The organism is Myxococcus sp. NMCA1 (assembly GCF_026810205.1).
GTDB classification, from domain to species: Bacteria; Myxococcota; Myxococcia; order Myxococcales; family Myxococcaceae; genus Myxococcus; species Myxococcus xanthus_A.
Window position 1 is genome coordinate 9,247,170 of sequence record NZ_CP113950.1, and the last position, 23,122, is coordinate 9,270,291.

Below are 23,122 nucleotides of genomic sequence, written 5' to 3' on the forward strand. Positions count from 1 at the left end.
ATGGCACGCTCTGAGTGAACTTCCGCACACTGTCCGGCCCTGGTCGCATTTTTACTGGAATCAAACGTCAATACTAAAAACCAGTGAAGATGAAAAAGTGTGCCCTTACTGGCAATAAAGCCAGGATTCGTTGTATAGGCGGATTAGGGGAGCCCCACCCTGCCCGGTCGTTCCTCGCTGGCTCCCCACACCCCTGACCCACCGCCTGTAGGGGCCTGGCCCCTCCATTGCCATTCACCCGTTGCAGACGAACCGCGTGCCGGGGGGGCCGCGCTCGTCTGGCGAGCCACGCCATGCCTGTGTCCGTGCAAAAGCAGGAAGAGACCGGAGTTCCAGCCCACGCGTCCGCGGGCCGTTGTCCCCACCTGGGTGCCCAGTACAACCCGTTCACGGGCCCCCACGCGGAGGACCCGCACGCCTTCTTCGAGAAGCTGCGCAAGGACGAGCCCGTCAGCTTCAGCCCCATGCTGAACATGTGGCTGGTCAGCCGCTACGAGGACATCTCCCAGGTGCTGAAGAGCCCGGCGCAGTACTCCAACCGGGACATGCTGGCGAGCGGCACCCACCTCACGGACGAGGCCAAGGCCATCCTGGACCAGGGCTTCCCCACCGCGCACGTGCTGCTGGGCATGGACCCCCCCGAGCACACCCGCCTGCGCCGCCTGATGAACCGGGGCTTCACCGCGCAGCGCATCGCCGGCATGGGCCCCTTCATCCAGGAGATGGCCACCACCCTGGTGGACCGCTTCGCCCAGGACGGTCAGGCGGACCTGGTGCAGCAGCTCGCCTGGCCGCTCCCCGTCCACGTCATCCTCGGCGTCATGGGCGTGCCGCAAGAGGACGTCTGGAAGATCAAGCGCTGGAGCTCCGACTGGCAGCAGCTCGTCTTCGAGTACGTGGCCCCCGAGCTCCAAGTGGAGATGGCGAAGGGCGTCATCGAGTTCCAGCAGTACTGCATCCGCCTCATCGAGGACCGGAAGAAGAACCCGCAGGAGGACCTCACCAGCTACCTGGTGGCCGTGGAGAGCGACGGCGAGGCGCTGAGCATGCACGAGTTGGTCATGGCCGTGGGCGCGTCCATGCTGTCGGCCGGCCATGAGTCCACCACCGCGCTGATGGCCAACGCCTGGAAGCTGGCCCTGCAGCATGGCCTGTGGCAGCGGCTGCGCGACAACCGCGACCTGGTGCCGAAGTTCCTCGAGGAGTCCAGCCGCTACGACTCCGTCTCCCACGCCATGATTCGCACCGCGAAGGAGGACGTGGAGCTGAGCGGGGTGAAGATTCCCCAGGGCTCGCGCCTGCTGCTCCTCTTCGCCGCCGGCAGCCGGGACGAATCCCTCTGCCCCCATTCCAGCAAGCTGGACGTGGACCGGGAGAAGGTGCCGCAGCACCTCACCTACGGCCGCGGCACCCACTTCTGCCTGGGCGCGCCCCTGGCCCGGCTCCAGTTCGAAATCACGACGAACATCCTCCTGGACCGGCTGCCGGCCCCGAAGCTCGTCCCCGGCCAGGACTTCGGCACCTGGCAGAGCCTGGTGCTGCGGCAGATGAAGCACCTGAAGGTGGAGTGGACCCCCACCTGAGCCCACCCTCCCGGGAGTGAACGAGGGCCTGGCGACCGACACTGGTCTCCAGGCCCTTGTCATGTCCGGAGCCCCATGACTTCCAGCGCCGAGCGGACGATTTCCTACAAAGAAGGGTAGAAACCCACCCCACTTGGAGTGAATGGGCGGGACAAATCAGACCCCCATGGGGTACAGGATGACCCGAACAGGCGCGCTCACTCTGGAATGCGTGCATTCCAGAAAGAATTTTCTTGCCTCACCACCCATTTCCGCGCGAAAGAGTCCAGGAACACCCTGCTTCCGAGTAAAGCAGAAGGAGCCCCCCGACATGTACGCTCAAGTGGTGGATGAGGCAGACATTCAGTTCGCGCACCGAGTGGACCGCAAGGCGCTGGCGGCCATCACCCGGGAGATGTCGAAGGTGAACAATGGTCGGGCGCTGTGGGCCATGGCCTGTCAGTGGCTGGTCATCGCGGCGGCATTTGCCTTCGTTCTATTCGTGGACCGCTGGTGGGCCTGGCCGCTGGCGGCGGTGCTCATCGCCACCCGGCAGCACGCGCTGCTGGCGCTGATGCACGAGGCGGCGCACTACCACTTCCTGTCCAACCGCAAGGTGTCGGACGTGGTCAGCGACCTGCTCTGCGCCTTCCCGCTGAACATGACGACGGCGGGCTACCGGCACGAGCACATGCTGCACCACCGCTACGTGAATACGCCGAAGGACCCGTACCTGGCCGGCCAGTTGGTGGACGCCTCCTGGCACTTCCCCCGCACGCCGGTGCGCGCCACGGCCGTCTTCCTGGCGGACGCGCTGGGCCTGTACGCCCCCAACCACCTGAAGGTGGTGCTGCCCTGGACGTACTGGGGCCGCCTGGTGGGCCGCGCCCAGCCCCGCATCTCCGCGGGCGAGCACCTGCGCTACTGGCTGTACGTGGCCACGCTCGTCACGGTGCTGGTGACGACGGGCGCGTGGCTGCACTGGCTGCTCTTGTGGGTGCTGCCGACGACGACGGTGATGATGGCCTTCTTCCGGATGCGCGCCCTGGGTGAGCACCCCATCGAGGAGACGACGTCCGGTGACGAGACGCGCGAGACGCGCGACGTGCTGGGCACCGCGCTGGAGAACTTCTTCATCGCGCCGCTCAACGTGAACCTGCACCTCACCCACCACGCCTTCCCCTCCGTGCCCTTCTACAACCTGCCCGCCATGCACGCGCAGCTCGACAAGGCCGGCCTGTTGGAGGACGGCGTGAATCAGTTCGACACGTACCTGGGTAGGGAGAACAGCCTCATCCAGTACCTCACGCGTGAGCCGGAGGCCTCCGCCGCCGCGGCCGCCGCGGCCCAGCCGTCCCGTCTGAGCCAGCCGCTCCACTCGTGAGGGTTGCCGCGAGCCAGGCCTCGCCCCGTGCCGTCCAGGTGTAGCCGGGGGGCTCCACCCAGGACGGCCGGCGAGGCTTGGGCCCGCGGTCAGAAGCGCCGCAGTGAGGACCAGGGGAAGGGCTTCCAGAAGGGCGTCACCACGTCCTCGCCCTCCAGCGGAAACCAGGGTCCGGTGTCGCCTCCCGCGGAGAGCACGTGGAAGTCCTGCGCGGGCATGAACCCCTGCCCCAGCAGCGCCACCTTCTTCCCCGCCGCGTTGGCCGCCACGTCCAGCACCAGCACCGCGTGCCCGGGGCTTCCACCCAGCACGAAGAAGTCCCCGGGCCGCACGTCTTCGCGCGAAGGCCGCCCCTTGAGGGATTCCAGCGAGTGCGTGCCCGCGTAGGTGAAGACCATGTCCAGCCACGCGCGGAAGCTGGCGCGTGAGGCATCCGGCGCCGCGCCACGCACCCACGACACCTTCGAGCCCGCTACCCGCGCCCGGTCCCCTTCCGCGTACCGAGGCCACTCCGCCAGGTGCCCGCTGGTGAAGCGGTAGGCGAGGCGCTCCCGCTTGCCGCTGGCCCAGAGCCACTCCGCATGGAGGCGGATGACGGAATCCGCGCACTGCTGGAGGTTCGCGGTGCCCACGTCCAGCTCCGCCACCGCCGCCAGCCGCGCGTCATCCGACGCCAGAATCCGCCCACCCTGGTGGCTGAGCACCGGCGTGCCGTCCGGCCTCAGCGGAAGGCCTCGCAGCCAGGCCCCGAAGGACCCCTTCACCACCGGCACCCGCGTGTAGCCCTCCGGCGGCGCCACCGCGGCATCCAAGGGGCGCACCACCGCCTGGGCCGGCAACCATGCGTAGCGCGCCAGCTCCTCCCGCGTCGCGGGCCGGGGCTGGCCCTCCTCCGCGGCCCCCTCGGATACAGGGAGCAGGCACAAGGCCCACAAGAGCGCCCAGGCCCACGGACGAAAGCGGCCCTCGGTGGCGAGCCAGGACGAGGAGGACGAGCACGGCGAGCAGTCGAACGCGGACACGAAGCAGCCATCTCCAGGAGTCAGGGCGGCACGACAGGTGGCGCCGTGGGTTGGAGGTTTCTCACGGGCCTGGAGTTCCCTCACGCTCGCTCGAGCCCAGTCGCTCCCTGACTGCCCCGCGTTCCCGGGGGTGGGTCTACCGCTGAACGCTCGCCGCCCCCGGAACGTGCGCGGCTGGGACCGAGCACTACCTTGAGTCGTATGCGCCGACAGGCGAGCCTCGCGCTGCTCAACACCTTGTCGCTGACCCGGCTGCCCCTGGCGGTGGCCTTCATCCTCGTCCCGGATGCCTGGGTTCGCGCGGGGCTCGTGGTGCTGGCCGCGTTCACGGACTTCCTGGATGGGTGGATTGCCCGGCACAAGGGGCTCGCCACGCGGCTGGGCGCGCTCATCGACCCGGTGGCCGACCGCGCCTTCATGGTGACGGCCATCCTCGTCTGCTACCTCGACGGGCTCATCAGCGGGGTGGCGGTGCTGCTGCTGGTGCTGCGCGACGTCGGCACCACCGTGGGCTTCTTCGTCGCTCGCCTGGCGCCCAGGTTGCGCTCGGTCGAGCTGAAGGCGCGGATGCTGGGCAAGGCCGTCACTTCCTTGCAGCTGGTGACGCTGCTGTGCGTGCTGCTGTTTCCTCCCGCGGTGGTGCCCCTGGTGGCGCTCATCGGCGTGCTGTCCTTCGCGTCGGTGGTGGACTACTCCCACGCGGTGCTGAAGGCCCGGGAGCGGGACGCCGGACCGCGGCGGATGAAGCCGGAGTCCGGCGCGGCATCCTCGGGTTCCTCCCTGCCGCCGGTGCGCAAGTAGGGCCGCGGGCGTCAGGGCTGCGCCGCCGAGTCCGCGGGCTGGGCTTCGGGAAGGCCCAGCACCCGGGCCCTTTCGATGGCGATGGCGGAGCGCTCGCCCTCGCTCATCTCCATCCAGACTTCATCCATGTCGTCGAGCAGACCGTCCTCCTCGGGTGAGTCGCCTTCTGGGTGCCGGGTGCGGACGAGCCGCAGCTTGTTCAGGAGTGCACGGTAACGGTCGTAAGCAGACATGATGGGAACCTCCCCCTCGGGGACGAGCATCGGGCGTGCGACTGACGAAGCGTGGATGGGCCTGGCACCTCACTTCCCAGCCGGAGTGGAGGGGAGCACGGAAATCTCCATGGTCCGCTCTTCATCCAGCAGGTTCACCACCGCTCGGACGTGCTCGCCGGGCTTGAGCTTCCGCAAGGCGATGTTGCGCCCGTCCCGGAACACCCGCGTCCGAGGGTCCACGCGCAGCGTCAGCGGCGGACCGTCCCCGACGGCGATGGCCACCTCCGTGTCGCCCACGGAGCGCACCACGCCGGTGTAGACGGCATCCACCACGGCCGTCCCCGGAGGCGACGGCACGTCCGAGCCCTCAGGTGGCACGTCATTGACGACGCCCGCGGCGCCGGTGCCTCCCGTGCCCTGCTGGGCAGCCGTTTCCCGCTGAGGACTCACCACCCTCGCGCCTGGAGGAATGCCCGCGCTGCCCGTGCCCGTGACTTGCCCCCGGAGCTGCGTCACCTCCTGGCGGAGCTGCAACAGCTCGGCGCGCAGCTGGTCCACTTCGCGCTGGAGCGCCGCGGCGTCCGTCGAAGTCAGGGCTTGTCCTGCTGGCGCCTGTTCCGTCCGCGCGGGCACCTGCTGTGTGCCTTGCGCCGTCGCCACGCCGCCACAGAGCAGCATGGACAGCCCCACGATACCCAACACCCACAAGCTTGCTTTGCGCAGCATGAAGCCCTGACCTCCTTTCCGCTTCAAAGGTGGGGCCTGCCGGGTGACGGACAACCACCGGCCCGGCCGGGATGCGCTGGGAGAGCCACCCACCTGCCGGGCCACCGCCTGCTCCCATGGGGACCGCCCGCAGCGCGGAAATTCTTCGAGGCCGCGCTGAAACTCCAAATCGCCTCGCGTCACTCCATGGGCGCCGGGCCTGAGCAAGCCTGGTCCGGTGGTGTCACGCGGCGGACCGCGGCGCCACGGGTGTGTCTTTTCCTGGAGAACACCATGTCCAAGTCGTCTGTCTGGGTGAGCCTGAGTGTCGGTCTGGCGTTGGGTTTCGTGGGGGGGCGCGTGGCGCGTCCCACGGAGCTGGCCACGGGAACGGCCCATGCGGCCAACCTCGCGGCGAAGACGCCCGCCCCCGGCGCGCGTCCGCGTGCGCCGATTTCGCCCACCGTCTACAAGGTGCCGGTCAATGACTCGCCGACGGCGGGAGCGGAGGACGCGCTCGTCACGTTGGTGGAATTCTCCGACTACGAATGCCCGTTCTGCGCACGTGCGAATGGCACGGTGAAGCAGCTCCAGGAGCGCTATGGCCGCAAGCTGCGCGTGGTGATGAAGCACCACCCGCTGGCCAACCACCCGCGCGCGCGGCCGGCGGCGCTGGCGGCGCTGGCGGCGGGTGAGCAGGGCAAGTTCTGGGAGATGCATGAGGCGCTCTTCACCAACTCGCGAGCGCTGAGCGAAGCCGACCTGGAGCGTTACGCCATGAAGGTGGGCCTGAACATCTCGCGTTGGAACCAGGACCGCGAGGACCCGCGGCTGGCGGAGCGCATCCGCCAGGACGAGGCACTGGCGATGCAGTTGGGCGCCACCGGCACGCCGGCCTTCTACGTGAATGGCCGCTTCATCAGCGGGGCCCAGCCGCTGGAGGTCTTCACGGGCGTCGTGGACGAGGAACTGAGCAAGGCGGAGGCCCTGGTCCGGACGGGCGTGCGGCCGGTGGAGGTCTACGCACGCACCATCTCCGCCGGAAAGGACAGCCAGCCCACGCAACAGATGATGCCCGAGGAGCCGGCCATCCAGCAGGTGGACGTGGGCACCGCGCCGTCCCGGGGCCCGGCCGACGCGCCGGTGACGGTGGTGGCCTTCTCAGACTTCGAGTGCCCGTTCTGCGCCCGCGTGGTGCCGACGATGAAGGCGCTGGAGGCCGCGTATCCCGGCAAGCTGCGCGTGGCCTTCAAGCACCAGCCCCTGGCGCAGCACCCGAATGCGCAGATTGCGGCGGAGGCAGCCATGGAGGCGCACGCGCAGGGCAAGTTCTGGGAGTTCCACGACGTGCTCTTCGCCAACCAGCGCAAGCTGGACCGGGCGTCGCTGGAGGACTACGCGCGGCAGGTGGGCCTGGACGTGGGCCGCTTCAACGCGGCGCTGGACTCGCGCAAGCATGACGCGCACGTGTCCGCGGACGTCGCCCAGGCCATGCGCGTGGGCGCCACGGGCACGCCCACGTTCTTCATCAACGGCCGTCCGGTGACGGGCGCCCGGCCGGTGGAGCACTTCCGCGCCATCATCGACGACGAGCTGCGGAAGGCGGCGCGGTAGTCACGCGGCAACTCACGGCTCCGAGGCCGCGACCTCTGAATCAGAGACCGCGGCCTCCGGCTCCGGCGGCCGTCTCAACACGCCCACGTTCGTCACCTCGCGGGCGTTGACGTTGAACTCCACCGTCCCAAGAGAGGTGCGCAGCACGTGTTTGCCCGGCTTCAGCCCCGGCACGAAGATGCGGCCATCCAACAACGTGTAGTGCGACGCACCGACCCACTCATGGTTGACGGTGATTGCCTCGCGGGAGCCCCAGAGGTGGTCGTCGCCGAAATCCATCATCCCGGCGACGGCGCCCGTCTCCTCCAGGTGGATGTCGACGGACACGCGCTCCCCCTTCCCGCCTCGGACCACGGCGCTGCCCGCGCGGCCATCCGGCAGCCACGCGAAGATTCGCCCCGCGCCCACCCGGGGCGTCACCACGAACTCGGGGCCATCGAAGCGGACGTGCGCATGCTCATCGGCTGAGTTGCCACACCCCCGCCCCCGTGGACCGGGCGTCTGAGCCCCAATCCAAGCCCCCTTCACTGGCGTGCCGTCCGGGAGGAAGACGCGACCGGAGACCTCGAACTCGCCAGGGTCGCTGGAGAACCACGGCCACACCTTCCCTCCTTCCTTCATTTCGGAGAAGGGGAACGCGATGACCGCCGGAGCACCGGGCGCCAGCGTCACGTCCTTCCGTGCCGACACCGCCCGTCCGTCCCGGCGGCCCCACACGGAGACGGAGTGGCGCCCCGACTCGGTGATGCCCGTGAAGGTGCCGTCCTCCTGGGGCCGGAGCTGGACATTCACGTGGACGGACTCCACCGACTCCGCCCCACGCCGGCGCCCCATCACCGGCTTGACGGTGACCGGAACGAACGCGCCCAGTTGGAAGTCGAACCGCCGCACCTCGCCGGCGGTCAGCTCCGCGCCCACGGACCGGCTGAGCCCCTCTCCCTCGGGGGAGAAGGGCGTCATGCTGACGGAGTAGCCCGGCGTCACGCCATCCAGCGTGTAGCGCCCCTGTGCATCCGTCGTGGCCCAGACAGGCGTCATCTCCAGCAACATCGCGTCACCGTGCGCGACCAGCCGGACACCCGCCGCCGGCCTCCCGTCATGCTGGAGGACCTGCCCCTCCACGGCGGCCCCTGGCGGCAGCTTCAACTCCACGAAGAGCGAGCCCCCGGCAACCACGCCCACGTCCCGCTCACAGAGCTCGGCGTGTCCGGCCCCTCGCGCACAGACGGTCATCACGCCCGCGCCAGGCGCCATGAAGGTCGCCTCGCCCGACGCGTCCGTCAGCGCCGTCTCGTCGGGCAACTGATGTCCCAGGCCAGTCGTGAACAGCCCTCGGAGGAGGGATACCCTGGCGCCCGCCAGCGGCGTGCCGCTGTCCTTGGAGACGGCCCGGACCCGAATCGAATCCGCCGCGCCATCCATCGTCGGCGGCGGCAGGGGGAGCGGCGGCAGGGAGGGGAGCCGCGCGAACTCCGGAAAGGGCACCTCCACGAGCACCGGCTGCGCCGCCCGCTCCGCGCGCCACATGCCCAGGCCTCCGAGCACCGCCGCCATGGCACTCAGGCCAATGCCCCAGCGAAACCCGTGCATCATTGAACGGCCCCCAGCTCCAGCAGTGGAACCGGGAGGCTATCACTGTCCGTCCGGGTGGCACATCCCGGCCCGGCTACTCGCTGCCGTAGCCCGCGCTCTGAACGTCGATGAGGCGGCCGTTCTCGAACGTCACCACCTGCATGAAGCGGCGCGGCCCGAAGTTGTAGGTCCACTCCTCGTACTCCCGGGTGACGGAACGCCGCTCCGTCGTGACGCCCCCCGTATTCCTGTCCGGCGTCACCGAGCCCGCCGAGTCCGTCACCGTGCGGAAGTTCTTCGCCGCCGGCTCCCCGCACTTGGCGAGCACCTCGGTCTTGAGCGCCCCATCCGCCACCAGCGCCTGGCCACAGCGGAGCGAGGCCGCCTCCGCCGCCACCGGCACCCCGGCCATTGAAAGCACGACCGCCAATCCGAGAGCACGCATGAGTTGTCTCCTCTCCATTCAGGTCAAAGGGGCAGGATGTCCGCGGGGGCGGAGCACGCTACGCGTAGGGGTTGTAGAACTTCGCGAACGTCGCCTTGGCGAAATCGCCGAAAGTCATTCCAGGCTGGAAGGCGCCCACCTTCTGCTCGGCGGGGTCCACGCCCTCCGGCGGACGCAGGTGCATGTCATTGTCCGGCTGCATGAACACCGCGAAGGTGGCGCGTGAGATGTTGCGGCTGGCCGGATGGGCCAGCGCCTGCACCGCGTGCGGCGTGGACCGCAGCAGCCCGCCGGTGACAATCTGGGAGCTTTCGCCAATCTGGAAGGCCAGGCTGTCCTTCGGGATGACGACCTTGCGCTCCTCGCCCGTCCGCGTGCGCACGTACAGGCCCGCTTCCGGGTCAGGCACCGGGATGTCCTTGCGCGCCGGCTCCTGCGCGCCCGGCTCGGCCTCGAAGTACATGGCCGGGCAGAGCGCCGTGAGCGAGCCGTGGTCGCTGTGCCAGCCGCACCACGAGTCCCGCGTGCGCGGCGTCGCGTCCTCGTTGATGGCGAAGTAGTAGAGCAGCCGCGCCTTGCACGCGCGCGAATCGCGAATCGTCCGAGCCAGCGCCGCGTCCGGTGCCAGGCGGCTGCCCAGCCTGGACTGCACGTACTTGTCGCATTGCTCGGCGACCAGCACGCCCACGTCCACCATCCGCTGGCCCAGCGCCATGAAGGCGGGCCGCAGCTCCGGGAAGTCCGCCTCCGGCCACACGTTGGGGTGGTAGTTCTCCGGGTGCTTCTCGATGAGCGCCGCGTCGGTGTGCGGCACGTCGTACTGCGGGTTGTTGTAGTACGAGCCCTTGAACTCGTCGAACTGGCCAGGGCGCAGCAGCTCCTTCCCGTGGCTCCAGCCGAACGAGTAGCTGCTGCGCGCGTGGACGTAGCGGTCCTTCACCTCGGTGGGCAGCGCGGCGAAGCGGAAGCCCAGGGGCAGCAGGTTGTCGCGCAGCTCGGCCAGCTCGGGAATGCCCCGGACGACGAGCAGGCCAATGCCGTCATGCCCGTAGGCGCGCTCGATGGCGGCGCTCAGGTCCGCGCCCGCCGCGAGCTGCGCATAGTCGAGAAGAACCACTCCGTCTTTCGTTTCCGCCACGTCGCTGCTCATCCCAGGTGCCTCGTGTCTTCTCCCCACGGCGCCACACCGGCATCCGCGCCGGGCAGGGTGTGCACAGGCCACCCGTGACAAGGGAGACGGGTGCCATACTGCCCGGTTTGGGCGCATGCGTGCCACCTGCGTCTCTCGGTGGCGGGCGGAAAGCCCCTGCCCCCCTCCCTGCTCCCGTGCCAGGCCCCGCTCCCTCGTCCCCAAGGGCAGTCGCGCGCGGCGGCAACCAGGCTTCACATGGGGGGACGTATTTCCTCTCACAAGGAGAACCCCGCGATGGAAAGCCCGCTGTATATCGGAGAGGTCCGTACCGTCGGAGAGAGCATGGCGCGCAGCAACACCGACGCGGGCGCCTTCAAGATATTCATGGACGAACCCGTGGAGCTGGGCATCCCGGTGACGTTCGCCGGCAAGGCTACTTCGGGGGCGTGACGGGCACCGGTGCCACCAGGGGCGCGGCGCGGCCGGGCCGGGGGACGAGGAAGAGCAGCCGCCCCTTCTGCTTCATCATCCCCGCCGCCAGCTCCGCCTGCGGGCCCGCGCCCCAGAAGACGTCCACCCGCCCCGCGCCCCGGATGGCCCCGCCCGTGTCCTGGTTGAGCACGAAGCGCGACAGCGGCTTCCACTGCACGGAGCCATCCGCCATGCGCACCGGGCGCTCGGTGTGGATGAAGGCCAGGCCGCCCTTGGGGAACAGCCGCGCGTCCGTCGCGATGGAGCGCCCCGCCGTCACCGGCCGCCCGAGCGAACCCACCGACGCGGTGTTGAGGAAGCGAAAGAACACGTAGGACTCGTTATGGTCGAGCACCCGGTGGCACTGCTGAGGATTCGCGGCCAGCCACGCGCGCAGCGCCTGCATCGACATCTCCTCCTTGGGGATGGCGCCCTCCTGGATGAGCAGCGAGCCGATGCTGCGGTACGGCTTCCCATTCGACGCGGCGTAGCCGATGCGGCGCAGGCTCCCATCTGGCAACAGCAGTGAGCCGCTGCCCTGCACCTCCAGGAAGAAGAGCGCCACCGGGTCCTTGGCCCATGCCAGCTCCAGCTTTCGTCCGCTGAGCCGCCCCCCACGGATGTCCCCGCGCGACCAGTACGGCACCACCTTCCGCCCGTCGAGCCGGCCGAAGACTCGCTCTGACTTGAAGCGCTCCGCGAAGGACTCCAGTGGGACTTCAATCAAGTCGGACGGAGGCCCGTGGATGGGCACGTTGTACACGTCCGTGCGCGTCAGGCTCGCCTCGATGGTGGGCTCGTAGTAGCCGGTGAAGAGCACCTGGCCGTCCTCGCCTCCGGCGGCCTCCAGCGGCTCGAAGTCCTCCAGGACCAGGGCCCACAGAGCCTCCTGCGTGAGGTCCTCGCGAAGCCGCGCGTGCAGGCGCTCCAGGGCGGTCCGCAGCTCGGCGATGGTGACCTGCCGCGCGCCGTAGATGAAGCGATGGTCGGATGGGCGGCTGCGCAGCCACACGAGGCTCTCCGCGACGGCGGTGCGCAGGGACGCGACGTCGCCGTCGTCCCGGGGCTCCATCTTGCGGGACAGGCCGACGAGCGCGTCCTCGGGCTTGGTGACGGGAGCGCGGGTGGGGCTCGGACAGGCCGAGGCGAGGAGCCCCAGCGCCGACAGCAGGAGGATTCGGAGGTGCCGCATGTCCATGTGGCTCCTCTACCTATCGCACCTGCCCCGGTGCGCGAATGGGGACTGGCGTGTGCCGGAATGAGCGAGCAGCCAGCCGTCAGCGGCCGTGGCCGACCGACTTCGCGGCCCGGGCCACCTACGGCATCAACCAGAGCCAGCGCTTCGAACGCTACGCGCGCGTGGGCCCCGACGGCGAAGAAGTGGGCCAGGCCGAGGGCTACCTGCCCTACGCCTTCGAACAGGCCCACACGTTCAAGGCCGCGCTCAGCTACCGCTTCCCTTTCGTCACCGTGGGCGCGGTGGCGCACTTCAACACCGGCCGTCCGGAGAGCGGCCAGTTCGGCTACCGCACCATGCAGCCGGGGACCACGGAGGACGGCACGCCGGAGTGGCGGCCCGTGAGCCGCGACGCCGTGGGGCGCCTGCCGCCCTTCTTCCGGCTGGACGTGCGCGCCTCCCACAGCTGGGCCTTCAACAACTTCGTGCTCGACGTCTACCTGGACGTCTTCAACGTCACCGCGCGCAGTGAGGTCATCAGCCGCAAGTACGGCTTCGAGGAGGCCTCCACGGGAGCCATCGACAAGCTGCGCGTCAGCACCATCGACGTGCCGGTCATCCTGCCCACCCTCGGCGCGAAGGGGACCTTCTGACCATGACTCGCCTCAGGCCCCTGCTCCCCCTGTGCCTGTCGCTCCTGGCGTGCGCGATAGAGCCGGATGACCCCGTGTTCCTCTCCGGCACCGCGCAGGAAGCGGATGGCTCGCCCTGGCGAGGAGGGCCGCTCCTCCTCACCCGCCCGCTGCCCGTTCCCGTCCCAGCGAATGCACCGCCCCGCGTGCGCTTCGAGCCCTGGGCCGAGGTGACACCCGACGCGGACGGCCTCTTCCTCCACCGCCTCACCGCGAGGGAGACCGGCGCGGACGAGATTGTGCGTCCCATCCCCTGGGCAGCACCCAATGCCTTCCAGCTCCTGCTGCCACCGCGCGCGGACGGTGGCAGGGACCTGATCGCCATGGAACTCAACCGGGACTCGGACGCGCCGCCCCTGCGCCTCTGGAACAGCAACGTGCGAGCGGCCGAGGCCCCAGGCGGCGTCATGCTGGCGTGGGATGACATGCCGCAGGTGGCGGACATCCCCGAGCCCGACTACTTCGTGGAGGCGCGCGGCCCCACGGGACGTGCGTGGCTCATTCGGACCGGCGAGCAGGAAGCGCCCTGGCTGGGCCCGGAAATCCTCGAGGACTTCACGGACGGACACGCCCACGTCCAGGCCTTCTCCTCGGGCGCGCGCGTCTGGGTCCACACGTCGCTCTACTACTTCGCCGTCCACGACGCCCCGCCCTTCCGGCTGCCATTCGAAGGACGCGTGCCCATCAGCCGTGGCGCGGACTGCCGCGGCGGCCGGAACGTCGTGAGCCCCTGCCCCTTCACGGATGGCCGGCTCGAGGCCGTCAACGTCCCGGGGCCGCCTCAAGCACTGGCCACGGAGCTCACCCTCATCCTGCCCCAGCCTCTGCGGCCCCGGCAGGTCGTCATCCGGGGTGCCCGGGTGGTGGGACCTCCCGAGCAGGTGCTGCACGTGGAGGGCTCGGTGGACGGGAATGACTGGCAGCTCCTGAGGACGAGCCCCGTGCTTCCCGACCCTACCTCCGGGCCCTACCTGGACGAGACGAACTCGGACTCAGGTAGCCAGGAGCTCTATGTGCGGCTGGAGCTGCCGGTGGACGTGCCCGAGGTCCGCGAGGTGCGCGTGTGGTTCGGGAAGCCGCTTCCAAACGGCGGGCCGCCTCCCTTCAAGCAGAGCATCAGCACGCTCCGAGAGGTCTCCCTCTTCGGAGCGCCCTGACGTCGCCGCTCAGTTGGGCGGGGCGGGCACGACGAAGCGCCCGTCCGCGCCCAGGCGCAGCCGCGTGAGGTAGCGCTGCTGGATGTCCACGTAGAGGTCCTTCCCATTCGGGAAGAGCTTCACCGACGGCACCAGCAGATGGTGCTCCGGAGGCGTGCCCAGGGCCGCCCACGCGCGGCGGCCATCCGTGCCCAACACCACCCAGCGGGTGTTGTTCGCCAGGGAGTCCTCGGTCGGCGCCAGCTTCATCAGGAAGATGGCGTGCTTGCCATCCTGCGCCGCCCAGGTGTCCACGAGCGACGCCTTCCCTTCCATACCGCCCAGCCCCCAGGAGCTCACGATGCAGTGGCCGCCCTCGAAAGGCCGGGCCAGCGTGACCAGAACCCAGGGACTCGGCTTGCCCTCGTCGGTCGTGTGTCGATGAACCACCAGGTCGAGGGGACCACTGGCGAGCGTGAACTGCTTGTGGAAGTCCCGTGGAATGGGGTCCCTTTCGGACCGCGGACTCAGCAGGTCTACGTTCGCATGCCAGGTGCGCGCCTCGCGCCCCTCGTAGGCCTTGTCCTCCAGCGCGGGCTCGTCCGCGATGTCATCCGGACACGCCTTTCCCGAAGGCGCCACGGTGGCCGCCGCGGAGCGCTCACCGGGCAGGTCCAGCTCAATGGGTCCCGACCGAGAGCCCTGCGGCGCGGACGACGTGCCCGAAGACGTGGCACACCCCGACCACCAGCAGCCCAGCACCAGGCCACCCAATCCCAACCACTTCCTGTTCATGAAAGACAGCCCCCTCGGCGCGCGCGGCGCCCCTGACAAGGGCCGTGAGCATGCCACGCCCTCGCGCGGGCTACAGCGACTCCGCGCGCGAGGACGGGCTGGGGCGATGCAGACTCAGATGAAGTAGTCGGGGAGCAGCTCCGCCCCGGGCACCAGTTGGTACTTGTCGAAGTCCGTCACGCCCACGCCGCGGAGGACCTCCTCGTCGATGCAGAAGTTGCCGGTGAACTCGCGGCTCGGCTTGGTGAGGATGGCGTAGGCCGCGTCCGCCATGATTTCCGGCGTCCGGCAGCCGCGGATGGTCTCATCCCCGCCCAGCAGGTTCTGCACCGCCGCGGTGGCGATGACGGTGCGCGGCCAGATGGCGTTCACCGCGATGCCGTCCGAGCGCAGCTCCTCCGCCATGCCCAGCACGCACATGCTCATGCCGAACTTCGCCATGGTGTACGCGACGTGGGGCGCGAACCAGCGCGCCTCCATGTTGAGCGGCGGCGAGTTGTTGAGGATGTGCGGGTTGCTGGCCTTCTTCAGGTACGGAATACACGCCTGCGAACACGCATACGTGCCACGCGTGTTGATGCCGTGCATCAGGTCAAAGCGCTTCATCGGCGTCTCGAGCGTGCCCGTCAGGCTGATGGCGCTGGCGTTGTTCACCAGGATGTCAATGCCGCCGAAGGTCTCCACCGCCTTGGCCACGGCGGCGGCAATCTGCTGCTCGTCGCGGATGTCCACGACACAGGGCAGCGCCTTGCCACCCGCCTTCTCGATTTCCTCCGCCGCCGTGTAGATGGTGCCGGGGAGCTTGGGGTGCGGCTCCGTCGTCTTGGCGGCGATGATGATGTTGGCGCCATCCCGGGCAGCGCGGAGGGCAATGGCCTTGCCGATGCCACGGCTGGCACCGGAGATGAACAGCGTCTTTCCCTGGAGATTGGACATGGGGTGTTCTCCTATCACGAACGGGCGTATGGCTTCCGCAGCGCCACCTTGGCGAGGGACCCCATCACTTCGCCTCCTCGGAGAAGGCGCGCTCGATGAGCATCTGCATGGGGGCGTGGGCCGGTAGCGTGCCAAACGTCTGTCCATGCGCCCCGCCCAGGCGGGACTCGCAGAAGGCATCCGACACAGCGGTGTTGCCCGCACGAATCAGCAGCGACGCCTGGAGCGCCAGCGCCAACCCCTCCACGATGGTGCGCGAGCGCGCCTCCATCGAGTCCGTGTTGGCCAGCTCCTTGTCCAGCCGCGCGGTGGCCTCGTCGTAGGCGGGGTGCCCGCCCTGCGCGGCCAGGAGCTCGGCGAAGAGGGCTTCCCGGCTGGCCGGCTCGCGCGACGCCGCGCGCAGCACGTCCAGGCACTGGATGTTGCCACTGCCCTCCCAGATGGAGTTGAGCGGGGCCTGCCGGTACAGGCGAGGCAGGTTCGTCTCCTCCACGTAGCCCGCGCCGCCCAGACACTCCTGCGCCTCGTTGACGAAGGAGGGCGTGCGCTTGCACACCCAGTACTTCCCCACCGCCGTGGCGATGCGGCAGAACGCGGCCTCCTTCTCATCCCGAGGCGTGGCGTCCACCGCGCGGGAGACGCGCCCGGTGAGCGCGACATGGGCCTCCAGCTCCAGCGCCAGGTCCGCCAGCACGTTGCGCATCAGCGGCTGGTCGATGAGCCGCTTGCCGAACGCCACGCGGTGGCGCGTGTGGTGGATGGCCTGCACCAGCGCCTGACGCATCTGCCCGCTGGAGCCAATCATGCAGTCCTGCCGCGTCAGCGCGACCATCTCCAGGATGGTGGGGACACCGCGGCCCTCCGCGCCCACCATCACCGCGTAGGCACCGTGCAGCTCCACCTCCGAGCTGGCGTTGCTCCAGTCGCCCAGCTTGTCCTTCAGCCGCTGGACGCGGATGGCATTGAGCGCGCCGTCCGGCGTGAAGCGCGGCATCAGGAAGCACGACAGGCCACCCTCCGCGTGCGCCAGCACCAGGAAGGCGTCGCTCATGGGCGCGGAGAAGAACCACTTGTGGCCCACCAGCGCGTAGGGCTGACCGGGCCCACGGCCTTCACCCATGCGGTGCGCCTTGGTGGTGTTGGTGCGCACGTCGGAGCCACCCTGCTTCTCCGTCATGCCCATGCCAATGGTGGCGCCTGACTTCTGCGCGGCGGGGATGAAGCGGCTGTCGTAGGACGCCGAGCTCACGCGCGGCAGCCACTCCATCGCCACCTCCGGCTGGTGGCGCAGCGCGGGCACCGACGCGTACGTCATCGTGAGCGGACAGCTCGTTCCCTGGTCCGCCTGATTGTGCAGATAGAAGAGGGCCATGCGCGCCACGTGGGCGCCGGGCTTGTCCTCGTTGCGCCAGGCGAAACCCGAGACGCCGTGGGCCATGCCCAGCTCCATCAGCCGGTGGTACGCGGGATGGAACTCCACCTCGTCACGGCGGTTGCCATAGCGGTCGAAGGGCCGGAACTTGGGCTTGTTCTCGTTGGCGAGGAACGCCAGCTGCTGCATCTCCCCGCCCACCACGGGGCCGTACTTCGCCAGGTCGGCCTCCGCCCAGCCGCCGCCCTCGCGGGCCACCACCTCGCGGAGCACGGTGTCCGTCGTCCACGCGTCGTACACGAGCGGTGGAGGCTGGTTCGTGACTTCGTGCGTGAGGAAACCGGCGGCAATGGCGTTGCGTTCAGTCATGGTGAAGGTCCTCCTGGGGACAGTGCCCTGTTCCCCTGGATTACCGTGAACACGCGCGGCAGGCCATCGCAACCCGAGGGGCGGATGCGGCGTGTCACCGCTTCTTCGCCTGCTCCAGCTCCTCGACCAGCAGCTCCGAAACCTTCCGCACACGCGGTATGTCGAGCGCAGACTTTGCGCACACCAGGTGCAGCTCGCTCGTGGCGTAGGGCCCCAGATCCACGTCGAGTGGCACGAGGCTCCGCTCCCGCACGAAGCGGTGCCGCAGGTCGCCCAGCACCATGGCCCCCACGCCCGCCTCGGCCGCGGCCAGCATCACCAGGTAGTTGTCCGCGGTGAACACGGGCGAGAAGCCGGGGATGATGGACTCCAGCTGGGGATTGGGCGGCGTCGCATCGAACGGCGGCGCCCAGGCCACCCACGGAATCTGCTGGAGCGCGGGCCGCTTGGGCAGCTTCGCCTTGAGCGACTTCGCCACGAAGACGGCGTTGCGAATCTGCACCCCATACACGCGCTTCAAGTCCGCGTTCGGCGGGCACCGGGCCCGCAGCGCGAGGTCCGCCTCGCCGCGCCCCAGGTCCAGGTACTGAATCCCGGAGAGCACCTCCAACCGCAGCCCCGGGTACTTCTTCGCCACCGCCCCTGAGAAGGGCGCGAGGAAGTCGAAGCACATGTACGGCGCCGCCGTCACCCGCACCAGGCCCCGAGGCGACGTGTCCGACGACTCCGCCGCGCGGTGCAGCTCTCCCGCCCACTCCGCCATCTTCTTGGCCGGAGGCACCAGCCGCTCGCCCGCGGCCGTCAGCACCGCGCCGTCCACGCCTCGGCGAAACAAGGAGGCGCCCACCGCGTACTCCAGCGCCGCCAGCCGCCGGCTCACCGTGGGCTGACCGATGCGGAGCCGCCGCGCCGCCCCACTGAAGCTGCCCGTCTCCGCGATGGCGAGGAACAGCCGCGCGTCATCCCAGGAGATATCCATGAATGCATGACCTCATGCCTGAATCGCCATTTTCCATCCATTCTCGCATCGCTACCTTGCGCCTGTCTCGACGTGCAGGAGCCCCACCATGCGGAACCGTTCCCTCGCCCTCTCGTTCGCCACCGTGTTCGTCACCGCCGCCCTCACGGGCTGCGCCGTCACCTCACACGGCGTGCAGCCCTCCTCCCTCGGCAAGGCGCGCCCCTCTTCGGAGCTGCTGCCAATGCTGGCGCAACCCGGCCCGGTGGAGCTGGAAACGGTCGTCTCTTGCGACTGGGCGGTGGAGCGCGGAGGCCTCATCAACCTGGACCACCCCACCGCGAAGGCGGCGAGCCTGAAGGACGAGGACGAGCCCGTCCAGGTCTTCTTCCACGCCCTCCGCCACCCGGAGAAAGGCCTCTTCATCGTCGACACTGGCGTGGAGACGGCGCTGCGGGACGCGCCGGAGAAGGCCGCCATGCGCGGGCTCGTCGCCAGCGCCATGAACATGGAGAAGATGACGGTGCACGCGCCGCTGGGGGAGTGGCTGGCGAAGCAGCAACAGCCGCTGGCGGGCGTGTTCCTCACGCACCTGCACCCGGACCACATCACCGGCATGGCGGACGTACCCGCCGGGACGCCCGTCTACACCGGACCGGGTGAAGCCTCCGACCGCGCCTTCGTGAACATCGTCGTCCAGGGCAACAGCGACCGGGCCCTGGCCGGCAAGCCGCCGCTGTCGGAGTGGACCTACGCGCGGGAGGACGCCGGCCTGTTCGACGGCGCGGTGGACATCTTCGGGGACGGCTCCGTGTGGGCGCTCTGGCTGCCCGGCCACACGCCCGGCACCACCGCGTACCTGGTGCGCTCCACGAAGGGCCCGGTGCTGCTCGCGGGGGACATCAGCCACACCCGCTGGGGCTGGGAGCACGACGTGGAGCCCGGCTCGTTCAACAACGACGCGAACCGGGCCACGGTGAGCTTCAAGAAGCTGCGCGCGTTCGCCCAGGCACACCCCGAGGTCGAGGTGCGCCTGGGCCACCAACACTGACGCGCAGGTGCCTCAGTTCCGGGCGTGCTGCCGGAAGAAGTCCCACATGATGCTGGTGCCGTCCGGTCCGGACGGGTCGGCGAAGGGATAGCGCGAATCCCCACCGGGCCAGGCGTGGTCCATCCCCTGGATTTCGATGTGCCGCGCCACCAGCGAGCCACCGTAGACGTAGTCCTCCACGGTGTACCCGCGCCCGCCGGGCACCGTCGCGCGCGTCACCTGCGTGGCCACCGGACGGATGCTGTCATTGGCCACGCCGTCATCGCCGTAGTCACTGGTCTGCAGGAACTGCCGCACCGCTTGCCGGCCGTTGACGGAGTCGACCACGCTGTCCTTCGTCCCGTGCACGACAAGCACCGGCACCGTGTGACGCGGACGGCCCGAGCACACCCACGCGTCCCGGCCCCGGTCATCCGGGTGGTAGATGCTGCCGAAGAGCATGGCGAAGCCCGTGCCCGAAATCGTGGTGGCCGCCTTGTACATGGCCCCCGCGCCAATCATCCCCGCGGCGAACACGTCCGAGTAGCAGGCCAACAGCGTCCCCGTGAGCACCGCGCCGGAGCTGACGCCGCCCACGTAGATGCGGCGCGCATCCACCGCGTAGTGCCGCTTCACCTGCTCCACCATGCCCACAACGAGCGCGGGCTCACCGTGGCCCCGCGTCTGGTTGAGCACCAGCATGAAGTTCCAGCACTGCGTGGGGTTCGCGAACGTCGCCTGGTTCGGGTACAGCACCAGGAACTTCTCGGCGTCCGCCTTCTCGTTGAGGCGCGAGAGGCCGGCGAACTGGCTCGGGTTCTGGAAGCAGCCGTGCAGCGCCACCACCAGGGGCAGCGGCGTGTCGGCCTGGTACCCCGTGGGCACCCAGAGCTGGAAGCCCCGGGTCCCTTCGATGCCATGAACCCAGGTGCCGGCGCGTGCGGGCGCAGCGGCGGTGAGCGTGAGGACGGCGAGCAGCAACAACCACGTGCGCGAGCACGCGACAGTGTTCCGCTTCATTGGCTGACTCCTTCGGGGTGGGGGAACCGCGCTCAGCCCGGCTGCCGCGCATCCACCGCGGCGTCCTCGACTCCGGCCAGGAAGGCCTCCACGGCTTCGGCGACCTTGTCGGGCTGGTCATGCGGTGACGCATGGCCGGAATCACTCAACACCTGGAGCCGCGCGTTCGGCAGCAGGTCCACGTAGGCCTGCTTCGTGGACACGGGCGTGTAGTCCCTGTCGGACGCGAGCACCAGCACCGGGCAGGTGATGCCGCCCAGGTGCCGCATGACGCTCCACCCCACCAACCCCTTCGTCGCGCGCAGGTACGCGTCCGGGTCGTTGGCGCTGAATATCTCCAGCGCGCGCTGACGAAGCGCTTCCTGTTCGGGCTTGGGAAAGAGCTTGGGCGCCAGAACCTTCGCCAGCACCGAGGGCCCCAGCAACTTCAGCAGCGTCAGGCGCAGCCCGAACTCGAACTTGCGGCGCAGCGTGCGCGCCACCAGCTCCGGCCCGCTGTTGACGATGACCAGGCTGCGCACCAGCTCCGGCCGGTCCACCGCGAGCTGGAACCCCATCATCCCGCCCATGGACAGGCCCACCACGTGGACGCCGGTGAGTCCCAGCGCGTCACACAGCCCGGCGATGTCCCGGGCGAAGCGCGGCACGCCATAGGCGCCCGGCGGCTTTCCGCTGCGTCCGTGGCCCCGCGCATCGGGAACGATGACGCGATGGCGGCCCGTCAGTCTGGGTGCCACGGACTCCCAGTCCCGGCCTGAGGAGCCAAGGCCGTGAAGAAGCAGCACAGGGGTGCCCTCACCCGATTCCTCGAAGTAGAGGGAGAGCGCCTCGAACTGGAGCAACGGCATGTTCGGACCCCAGATTCAGGTAGGAAGCGTGTCGAACCGCAGGCCCGAAGCTACATGAACGAACGTTCGTTTTTCAAGAGTACCCCATGAGCACCTCCCCCCGCTCTCGCCTGCGCGCCACGGCCGCCCGCCTCCCCCCCACGGCGGCGGCGCCCCCCGAAGGCACGCGCCGACGCATCCTGGAGACGGCCCTGCAGCTCTTCGCGAGCCGCGGCTATCACGACACGTCCATTCGGGACCTGGCGTCGGCCCTGGAGCTGCGGCCCAGCGCGCTGTACGCCCACTTCGCGGCCAAGGACCACGTGCTCGCGGAGCTGGTGCGCATTGGCCACGAGGCCCACTTCGAGGCGTTGGAGACCGCGTTCCAGGGCGCGAAGCCCACGCCGGCGGACCAGGTGCGCGCGCTGGTTCATGCGCACACGCGCGTCCACGCGGAACATCCGCAGCTCGCGCTGGTGGTGAACGAGGAGTTCTACGCGCTGTCGCCGGAGCTGGCGGCGCCCGCGCAAGCGCTGCGGGACAAGGCCAACGCCATGTTGATTGACGCCATCCGGCGCGGCATGGCCCAGGGGCAGTTCTCCCCGCTCCATCCCGAAATCACCGCCGCGGCGATTGTCGGCATGGGCTCTCGCATCCCCCACTGGTTCGAACCCGGCGGCCCCATCGCGGTGGAGACCCTGGCGAAGACCCACGCCGAGTTGGCGCTGCGGATGCTGGGGAGCGTCTCCGGCGCGTGAGGCCGGGCGGTTAACCGCGCATCTGCCTGCGGCCGGACGCCACCTGGAACGCGTACACCGCCAGCGCGGCGATACCCACGAGAAGGACGACCCACAGCAAGCCGCCCACGACGGCGCGAGTCACGGTGAGCACGACCCAGAGCGCGAGCAGCCCCAGTCCCACGTAGAGCAGCCCCTTCATCATCGGCCTCCATGCCACGGGAAAGTCTCTTCATGGTAGGGACGCCCCGCGCGCGCGACAGGGCCCGGCTGCACGGTTGGTTGCTGACCGTTGAATTTTCCAGGCAGGCTGGCGTCAGAAGGCGCATCCACCGCAACGGCGAATCCTTCCTCACGCTGGATACCCTCACCATGACCACTCGCATGCTCTGGAAGCTCACGGCGCTCTCCCTCACCCTGTCCGCTCCCGCCTTCGCGGCGGACTGGCGCAAAGACGGCAACTTCCGGCGCAAGGAGGTCAAGAGCACCGAGGACATCGGGCAGGCGCAAGAGGACCGGGGCTTCGCGCTGGGTCTGCGCGCCGGCTACAGCCTCCCGCTGGGAAGCGCCGTGGCTTCCGAGCGGGGTGAAAACCCCAAGATGAGTGACGCGTACAGCGGCGCCATCCCCTTGCAGGTGGACCTGGGCTACTTCTTCAACTCGAACGTCTACCTGGGCGCCCACTTCCAGTATGCGCCCGTGCTCCTCGCTGAAGACTGCCGCTCCGAAGTCAGCTGCTCCGCCAGCCAGATGCGCTTCGGCATCAACGCGTCCTACCACTTCCGCGCGGGTGAGAAGCTCATGCCCTGGCTGGGCCTGGGCATCGGCTACGAGATGCTCAACATGAAAATCTCCGCGAGCGAGGGAGACATCGAGACCACCATCGGCACGGGCGCCCGCGGCATCGAGTTCGCCTCCGTCCAGGCCGGCGCCGACTACCGCGTCAACGACACGTTCTCCATCGGGCCCTACCTGTCGCTGGCGGCCGGCGTCTACCAGACGGCGACCAGCAGCATCGAGACGAAGAACGTGCCCATCCTCGGCGACATCTCCGAGTCGGACTCGGAGAGCATCGACAACAAGGCGGTCCACGCCTGGATGTCCGGCGGCGTGCGGATGCAGTTCCGCTTCTAGGCCACTCCCGCGGTCC

At 69.3% G+C, this 23,122-nt stretch carries 24 protein-coding genes; 10 read left to right on the top strand and 14 right to left on the bottom strand.

Translation table 11 applies throughout. The features are described from left to right. The first annotated feature begins 293 nt into the window (after positions 1–293). Positions 294–1,583, top strand: a complete 1,290-nt coding sequence (locus OZ403_RS38335; RefSeq protein ID WP_140878041.1) for a cytochrome P450 — start codon at positions 294–296, stop codon at positions 1,581–1,583. A 310-nt stretch (positions 1,584–1,893) separates the two neighbouring features. Beyond that, positions 1,894–2,946, top strand: a complete 1,053-nt coding sequence (locus OZ403_RS38340; RefSeq protein WP_140796119.1) for a fatty acid desaturase family protein — start codon at positions 1,894–1,896, stop codon at positions 2,944–2,946. Between the two features lie 89 nt (positions 2,947–3,035). Here OZ403_RS38340 and OZ403_RS38345 read toward each other — a convergent pair whose 3' ends face one another. Next, on the bottom strand, positions 3,036–4,052 hold the full coding sequence (locus tag OZ403_RS38345; protein ID WP_268783091.1) for a DUF4846 domain-containing protein: 1,017 nt from the start codon (positions 4,050–4,052) through the stop codon (positions 3,036–3,038). 117 nt (positions 4,053–4,169) lie between these two features. On the opposite strand from OZ403_RS38345, the gene OZ403_RS38350 reads away from it, so the two are divergent. Further along, positions 4,170–4,769 carry a CDP-alcohol phosphatidyltransferase family protein gene (locus OZ403_RS38350; protein WP_140796121.1) on the top strand — a complete coding sequence of 200 codons (600 nt, stop codon included), beginning with the start codon at positions 4,170–4,172 and terminating at the stop codon, positions 4,767–4,769. A gap of 11 nt (positions 4,770–4,780) precedes the next feature. Here the strand turns inward: OZ403_RS38350 and OZ403_RS38355 are convergent, their stop codons facing one another. Continuing rightward, complete coding sequence (locus tag OZ403_RS38355) at positions 4,781–5,002, bottom strand: hypothetical protein (protein ID WP_237077852.1); 222 nt, start codon at positions 5,000–5,002, stop codon at positions 4,781–4,783. Between the two features lie 69 nt (positions 5,003–5,071). After that, entirely contained in the window at positions 5,072–5,710 is a 639-nt protein-coding gene (locus OZ403_RS38360) for a hypothetical protein (protein ID WP_268783092.1), read from the bottom strand. Positions 5,711–5,983: 273 nt separating this feature from the next. Between OZ403_RS38360 and OZ403_RS38365 the strand changes: the two genes are divergently transcribed. Beyond that, complete coding sequence (locus OZ403_RS38365; protein WP_268783093.1) at positions 5,984–7,303, top strand: DsbA family protein; 1,320 nt, start codon at positions 5,984–5,986, stop codon at positions 7,301–7,303. 12 nt (positions 7,304–7,315) lie between these two features. Here OZ403_RS38365 and OZ403_RS38370 read toward each other — a convergent pair whose 3' ends face one another. From OZ403_RS38370 to OZ403_RS38380, 3 genes are all read right to left on the bottom strand, one after another. Then, positions 7,316–8,896 carry a carboxypeptidase-like regulatory domain-containing protein gene (locus OZ403_RS38370; RefSeq protein WP_268783094.1) on the bottom strand — a complete coding sequence of 527 codons (1,581 nt, stop codon included), beginning with the start codon at positions 8,894–8,896 and terminating at the stop codon, positions 7,316–7,318. Between the two features lie 73 nt (positions 8,897–8,969). Then, positions 8,970–9,338, bottom strand: a complete 369-nt coding sequence (locus OZ403_RS38375) for a DUF2845 domain-containing protein (RefSeq protein ID WP_140878045.1) — start codon at positions 9,336–9,338, stop codon at positions 8,970–8,972. Positions 9,339–9,378: 40 nt separating this feature from the next. Further along, positions 9,379–10,470 carry a 2-oxoglutarate and iron-dependent oxygenase domain-containing protein gene (locus tag OZ403_RS38380; protein WP_140796126.1) on the bottom strand — a complete coding sequence of 364 codons (1,092 nt, stop codon included), beginning with the start codon at positions 10,468–10,470 and terminating at the stop codon, positions 9,379–9,381. Between the two features lie 276 nt (positions 10,471–10,746). Between OZ403_RS38380 and OZ403_RS38385 the strand changes: the two genes are divergently transcribed. Further along, positions 10,747–10,902 (top strand): hypothetical protein, encoded by a 156-nt coding sequence (locus tag OZ403_RS38385; RefSeq protein WP_268783095.1) that lies wholly within the window; start codon positions 10,747–10,749, stop codon positions 10,900–10,902. On the opposite strand, the gene mltA is transcribed toward OZ403_RS38385, so the two are convergent. Beyond that, positions 10,886–12,121, bottom strand: coding sequence for a murein transglycosylase A (gene mltA, locus OZ403_RS38390; RefSeq protein WP_268783096.1), 1,236 nt, complete (start codon positions 12,119–12,121; stop codon positions 10,886–10,888). The two genes, OZ403_RS38385 and mltA, sit on opposite strands and share 17 nt — an antisense overlap. 50 nt (positions 12,122–12,171) lie before the next feature. Here mltA and OZ403_RS38395 point away from each other — a divergent pair, with 50 nt between their 5' ends. Next, positions 12,172–12,753, top strand: a complete 582-nt coding sequence (locus OZ403_RS38395; RefSeq protein ID WP_268783097.1) for a hypothetical protein — start codon at positions 12,172–12,174, stop codon at positions 12,751–12,753. Between the two features lie 2 nt (positions 12,754–12,755). Beyond that, a complete protein-coding gene (locus OZ403_RS38400; protein ID WP_268783098.1) occupies positions 12,756–13,949 on the top strand; it encodes a hypothetical protein in 1,194 nt (397 codons plus the stop codon). Positions 13,950–13,958: 9 nt separating this feature from the next. On the opposite strand, the gene OZ403_RS38405 is transcribed toward OZ403_RS38400, so the two are convergent. From OZ403_RS38405 to OZ403_RS38420, 4 genes are all read right to left on the bottom strand, one after another. After that, a complete protein-coding gene (locus OZ403_RS38405) occupies positions 13,959–14,723 on the bottom strand; it encodes a hypothetical protein (protein ID WP_268783099.1) in 765 nt (254 codons plus the stop codon). A gap of 114 nt (positions 14,724–14,837) precedes the next feature. Then, positions 14,838–15,659: an SDR family oxidoreductase gene (locus OZ403_RS38410; protein WP_140796131.1), complete on the bottom strand. Its 822-nt coding sequence runs from the start codon at positions 15,657–15,659 to the stop codon at positions 14,838–14,840. Between the two features lie 64 nt (positions 15,660–15,723). Beyond that, positions 15,724–17,400: an isovaleryl-CoA dehydrogenase gene (locus OZ403_RS38415; RefSeq protein WP_268783100.1), complete on the bottom strand. Its 1,677-nt coding sequence runs from the start codon at positions 17,398–17,400 to the stop codon at positions 15,724–15,726. A 94-nt stretch (positions 17,401–17,494) separates the two neighbouring features. After that, on the bottom strand, positions 17,495–18,379 hold the full coding sequence (locus OZ403_RS38420) for a LysR family transcriptional regulator (protein ID WP_268783101.1): 885 nt from the start codon (positions 18,377–18,379) through the stop codon (positions 17,495–17,497). Positions 18,380–18,467: 88 nt separating this feature from the next. Here OZ403_RS38420 and OZ403_RS38425 point away from each other — a divergent pair, with 88 nt between their 5' ends. Further along, positions 18,468–19,409 carry an MBL fold metallo-hydrolase gene (locus tag OZ403_RS38425; protein WP_268783102.1) on the top strand — a complete coding sequence of 314 codons (942 nt, stop codon included), beginning with the start codon at positions 18,468–18,470 and terminating at the stop codon, positions 19,407–19,409. Positions 19,410–19,421: 12 nt separating this feature from the next. Here the strand turns inward: OZ403_RS38425 and OZ403_RS38430 are convergent, their stop codons facing one another. Together OZ403_RS38430 and OZ403_RS38435 are read right to left on the bottom strand one after the other, a co-directional pair. Continuing rightward, positions 19,422–20,408, bottom strand: coding sequence for an extracellular catalytic domain type 1 short-chain-length polyhydroxyalkanoate depolymerase (locus OZ403_RS38430; RefSeq protein ID WP_268783103.1), 987 nt, complete (start codon positions 20,406–20,408; stop codon positions 19,422–19,424). 32 nt (positions 20,409–20,440) lie between these two features. Beyond that, on the bottom strand, positions 20,441–21,256 hold the full coding sequence (locus OZ403_RS38435) for an alpha/beta fold hydrolase (protein WP_140796135.1): 816 nt from the start codon (positions 21,254–21,256) through the stop codon (positions 20,441–20,443). A gap of 86 nt (positions 21,257–21,342) precedes the next feature. Here OZ403_RS38435 and OZ403_RS38440 point away from each other — a divergent pair, with 86 nt between their 5' ends. Further along, positions 21,343–21,993 carry a TetR/AcrR family transcriptional regulator gene (locus OZ403_RS38440; RefSeq protein ID WP_140800486.1) on the top strand — a complete coding sequence of 217 codons (651 nt, stop codon included), beginning with the start codon at positions 21,343–21,345 and terminating at the stop codon, positions 21,991–21,993. Positions 21,994–22,003: 10 nt separating this feature from the next. Here OZ403_RS38440 and OZ403_RS38445 read toward each other — a convergent pair whose 3' ends face one another. After that, the gene (locus tag OZ403_RS38445; protein WP_161604949.1) at positions 22,004–22,177 is read right to left on the bottom strand and encodes a hypothetical protein; all 174 of its coding nucleotides are present in this window, start codon (positions 22,175–22,177) and stop codon (positions 22,004–22,006) included. A 167-nt stretch (positions 22,178–22,344) separates the two neighbouring features. Between OZ403_RS38445 and OZ403_RS38450 the strand changes: the two genes are divergently transcribed. Further along, positions 22,345–23,106, top strand: coding sequence for an outer membrane beta-barrel protein (locus tag OZ403_RS38450; protein WP_268783104.1), 762 nt, complete (start codon positions 22,345–22,347; stop codon positions 23,104–23,106). Positions 23,107–23,122: the final 16 nt, after the last annotated feature.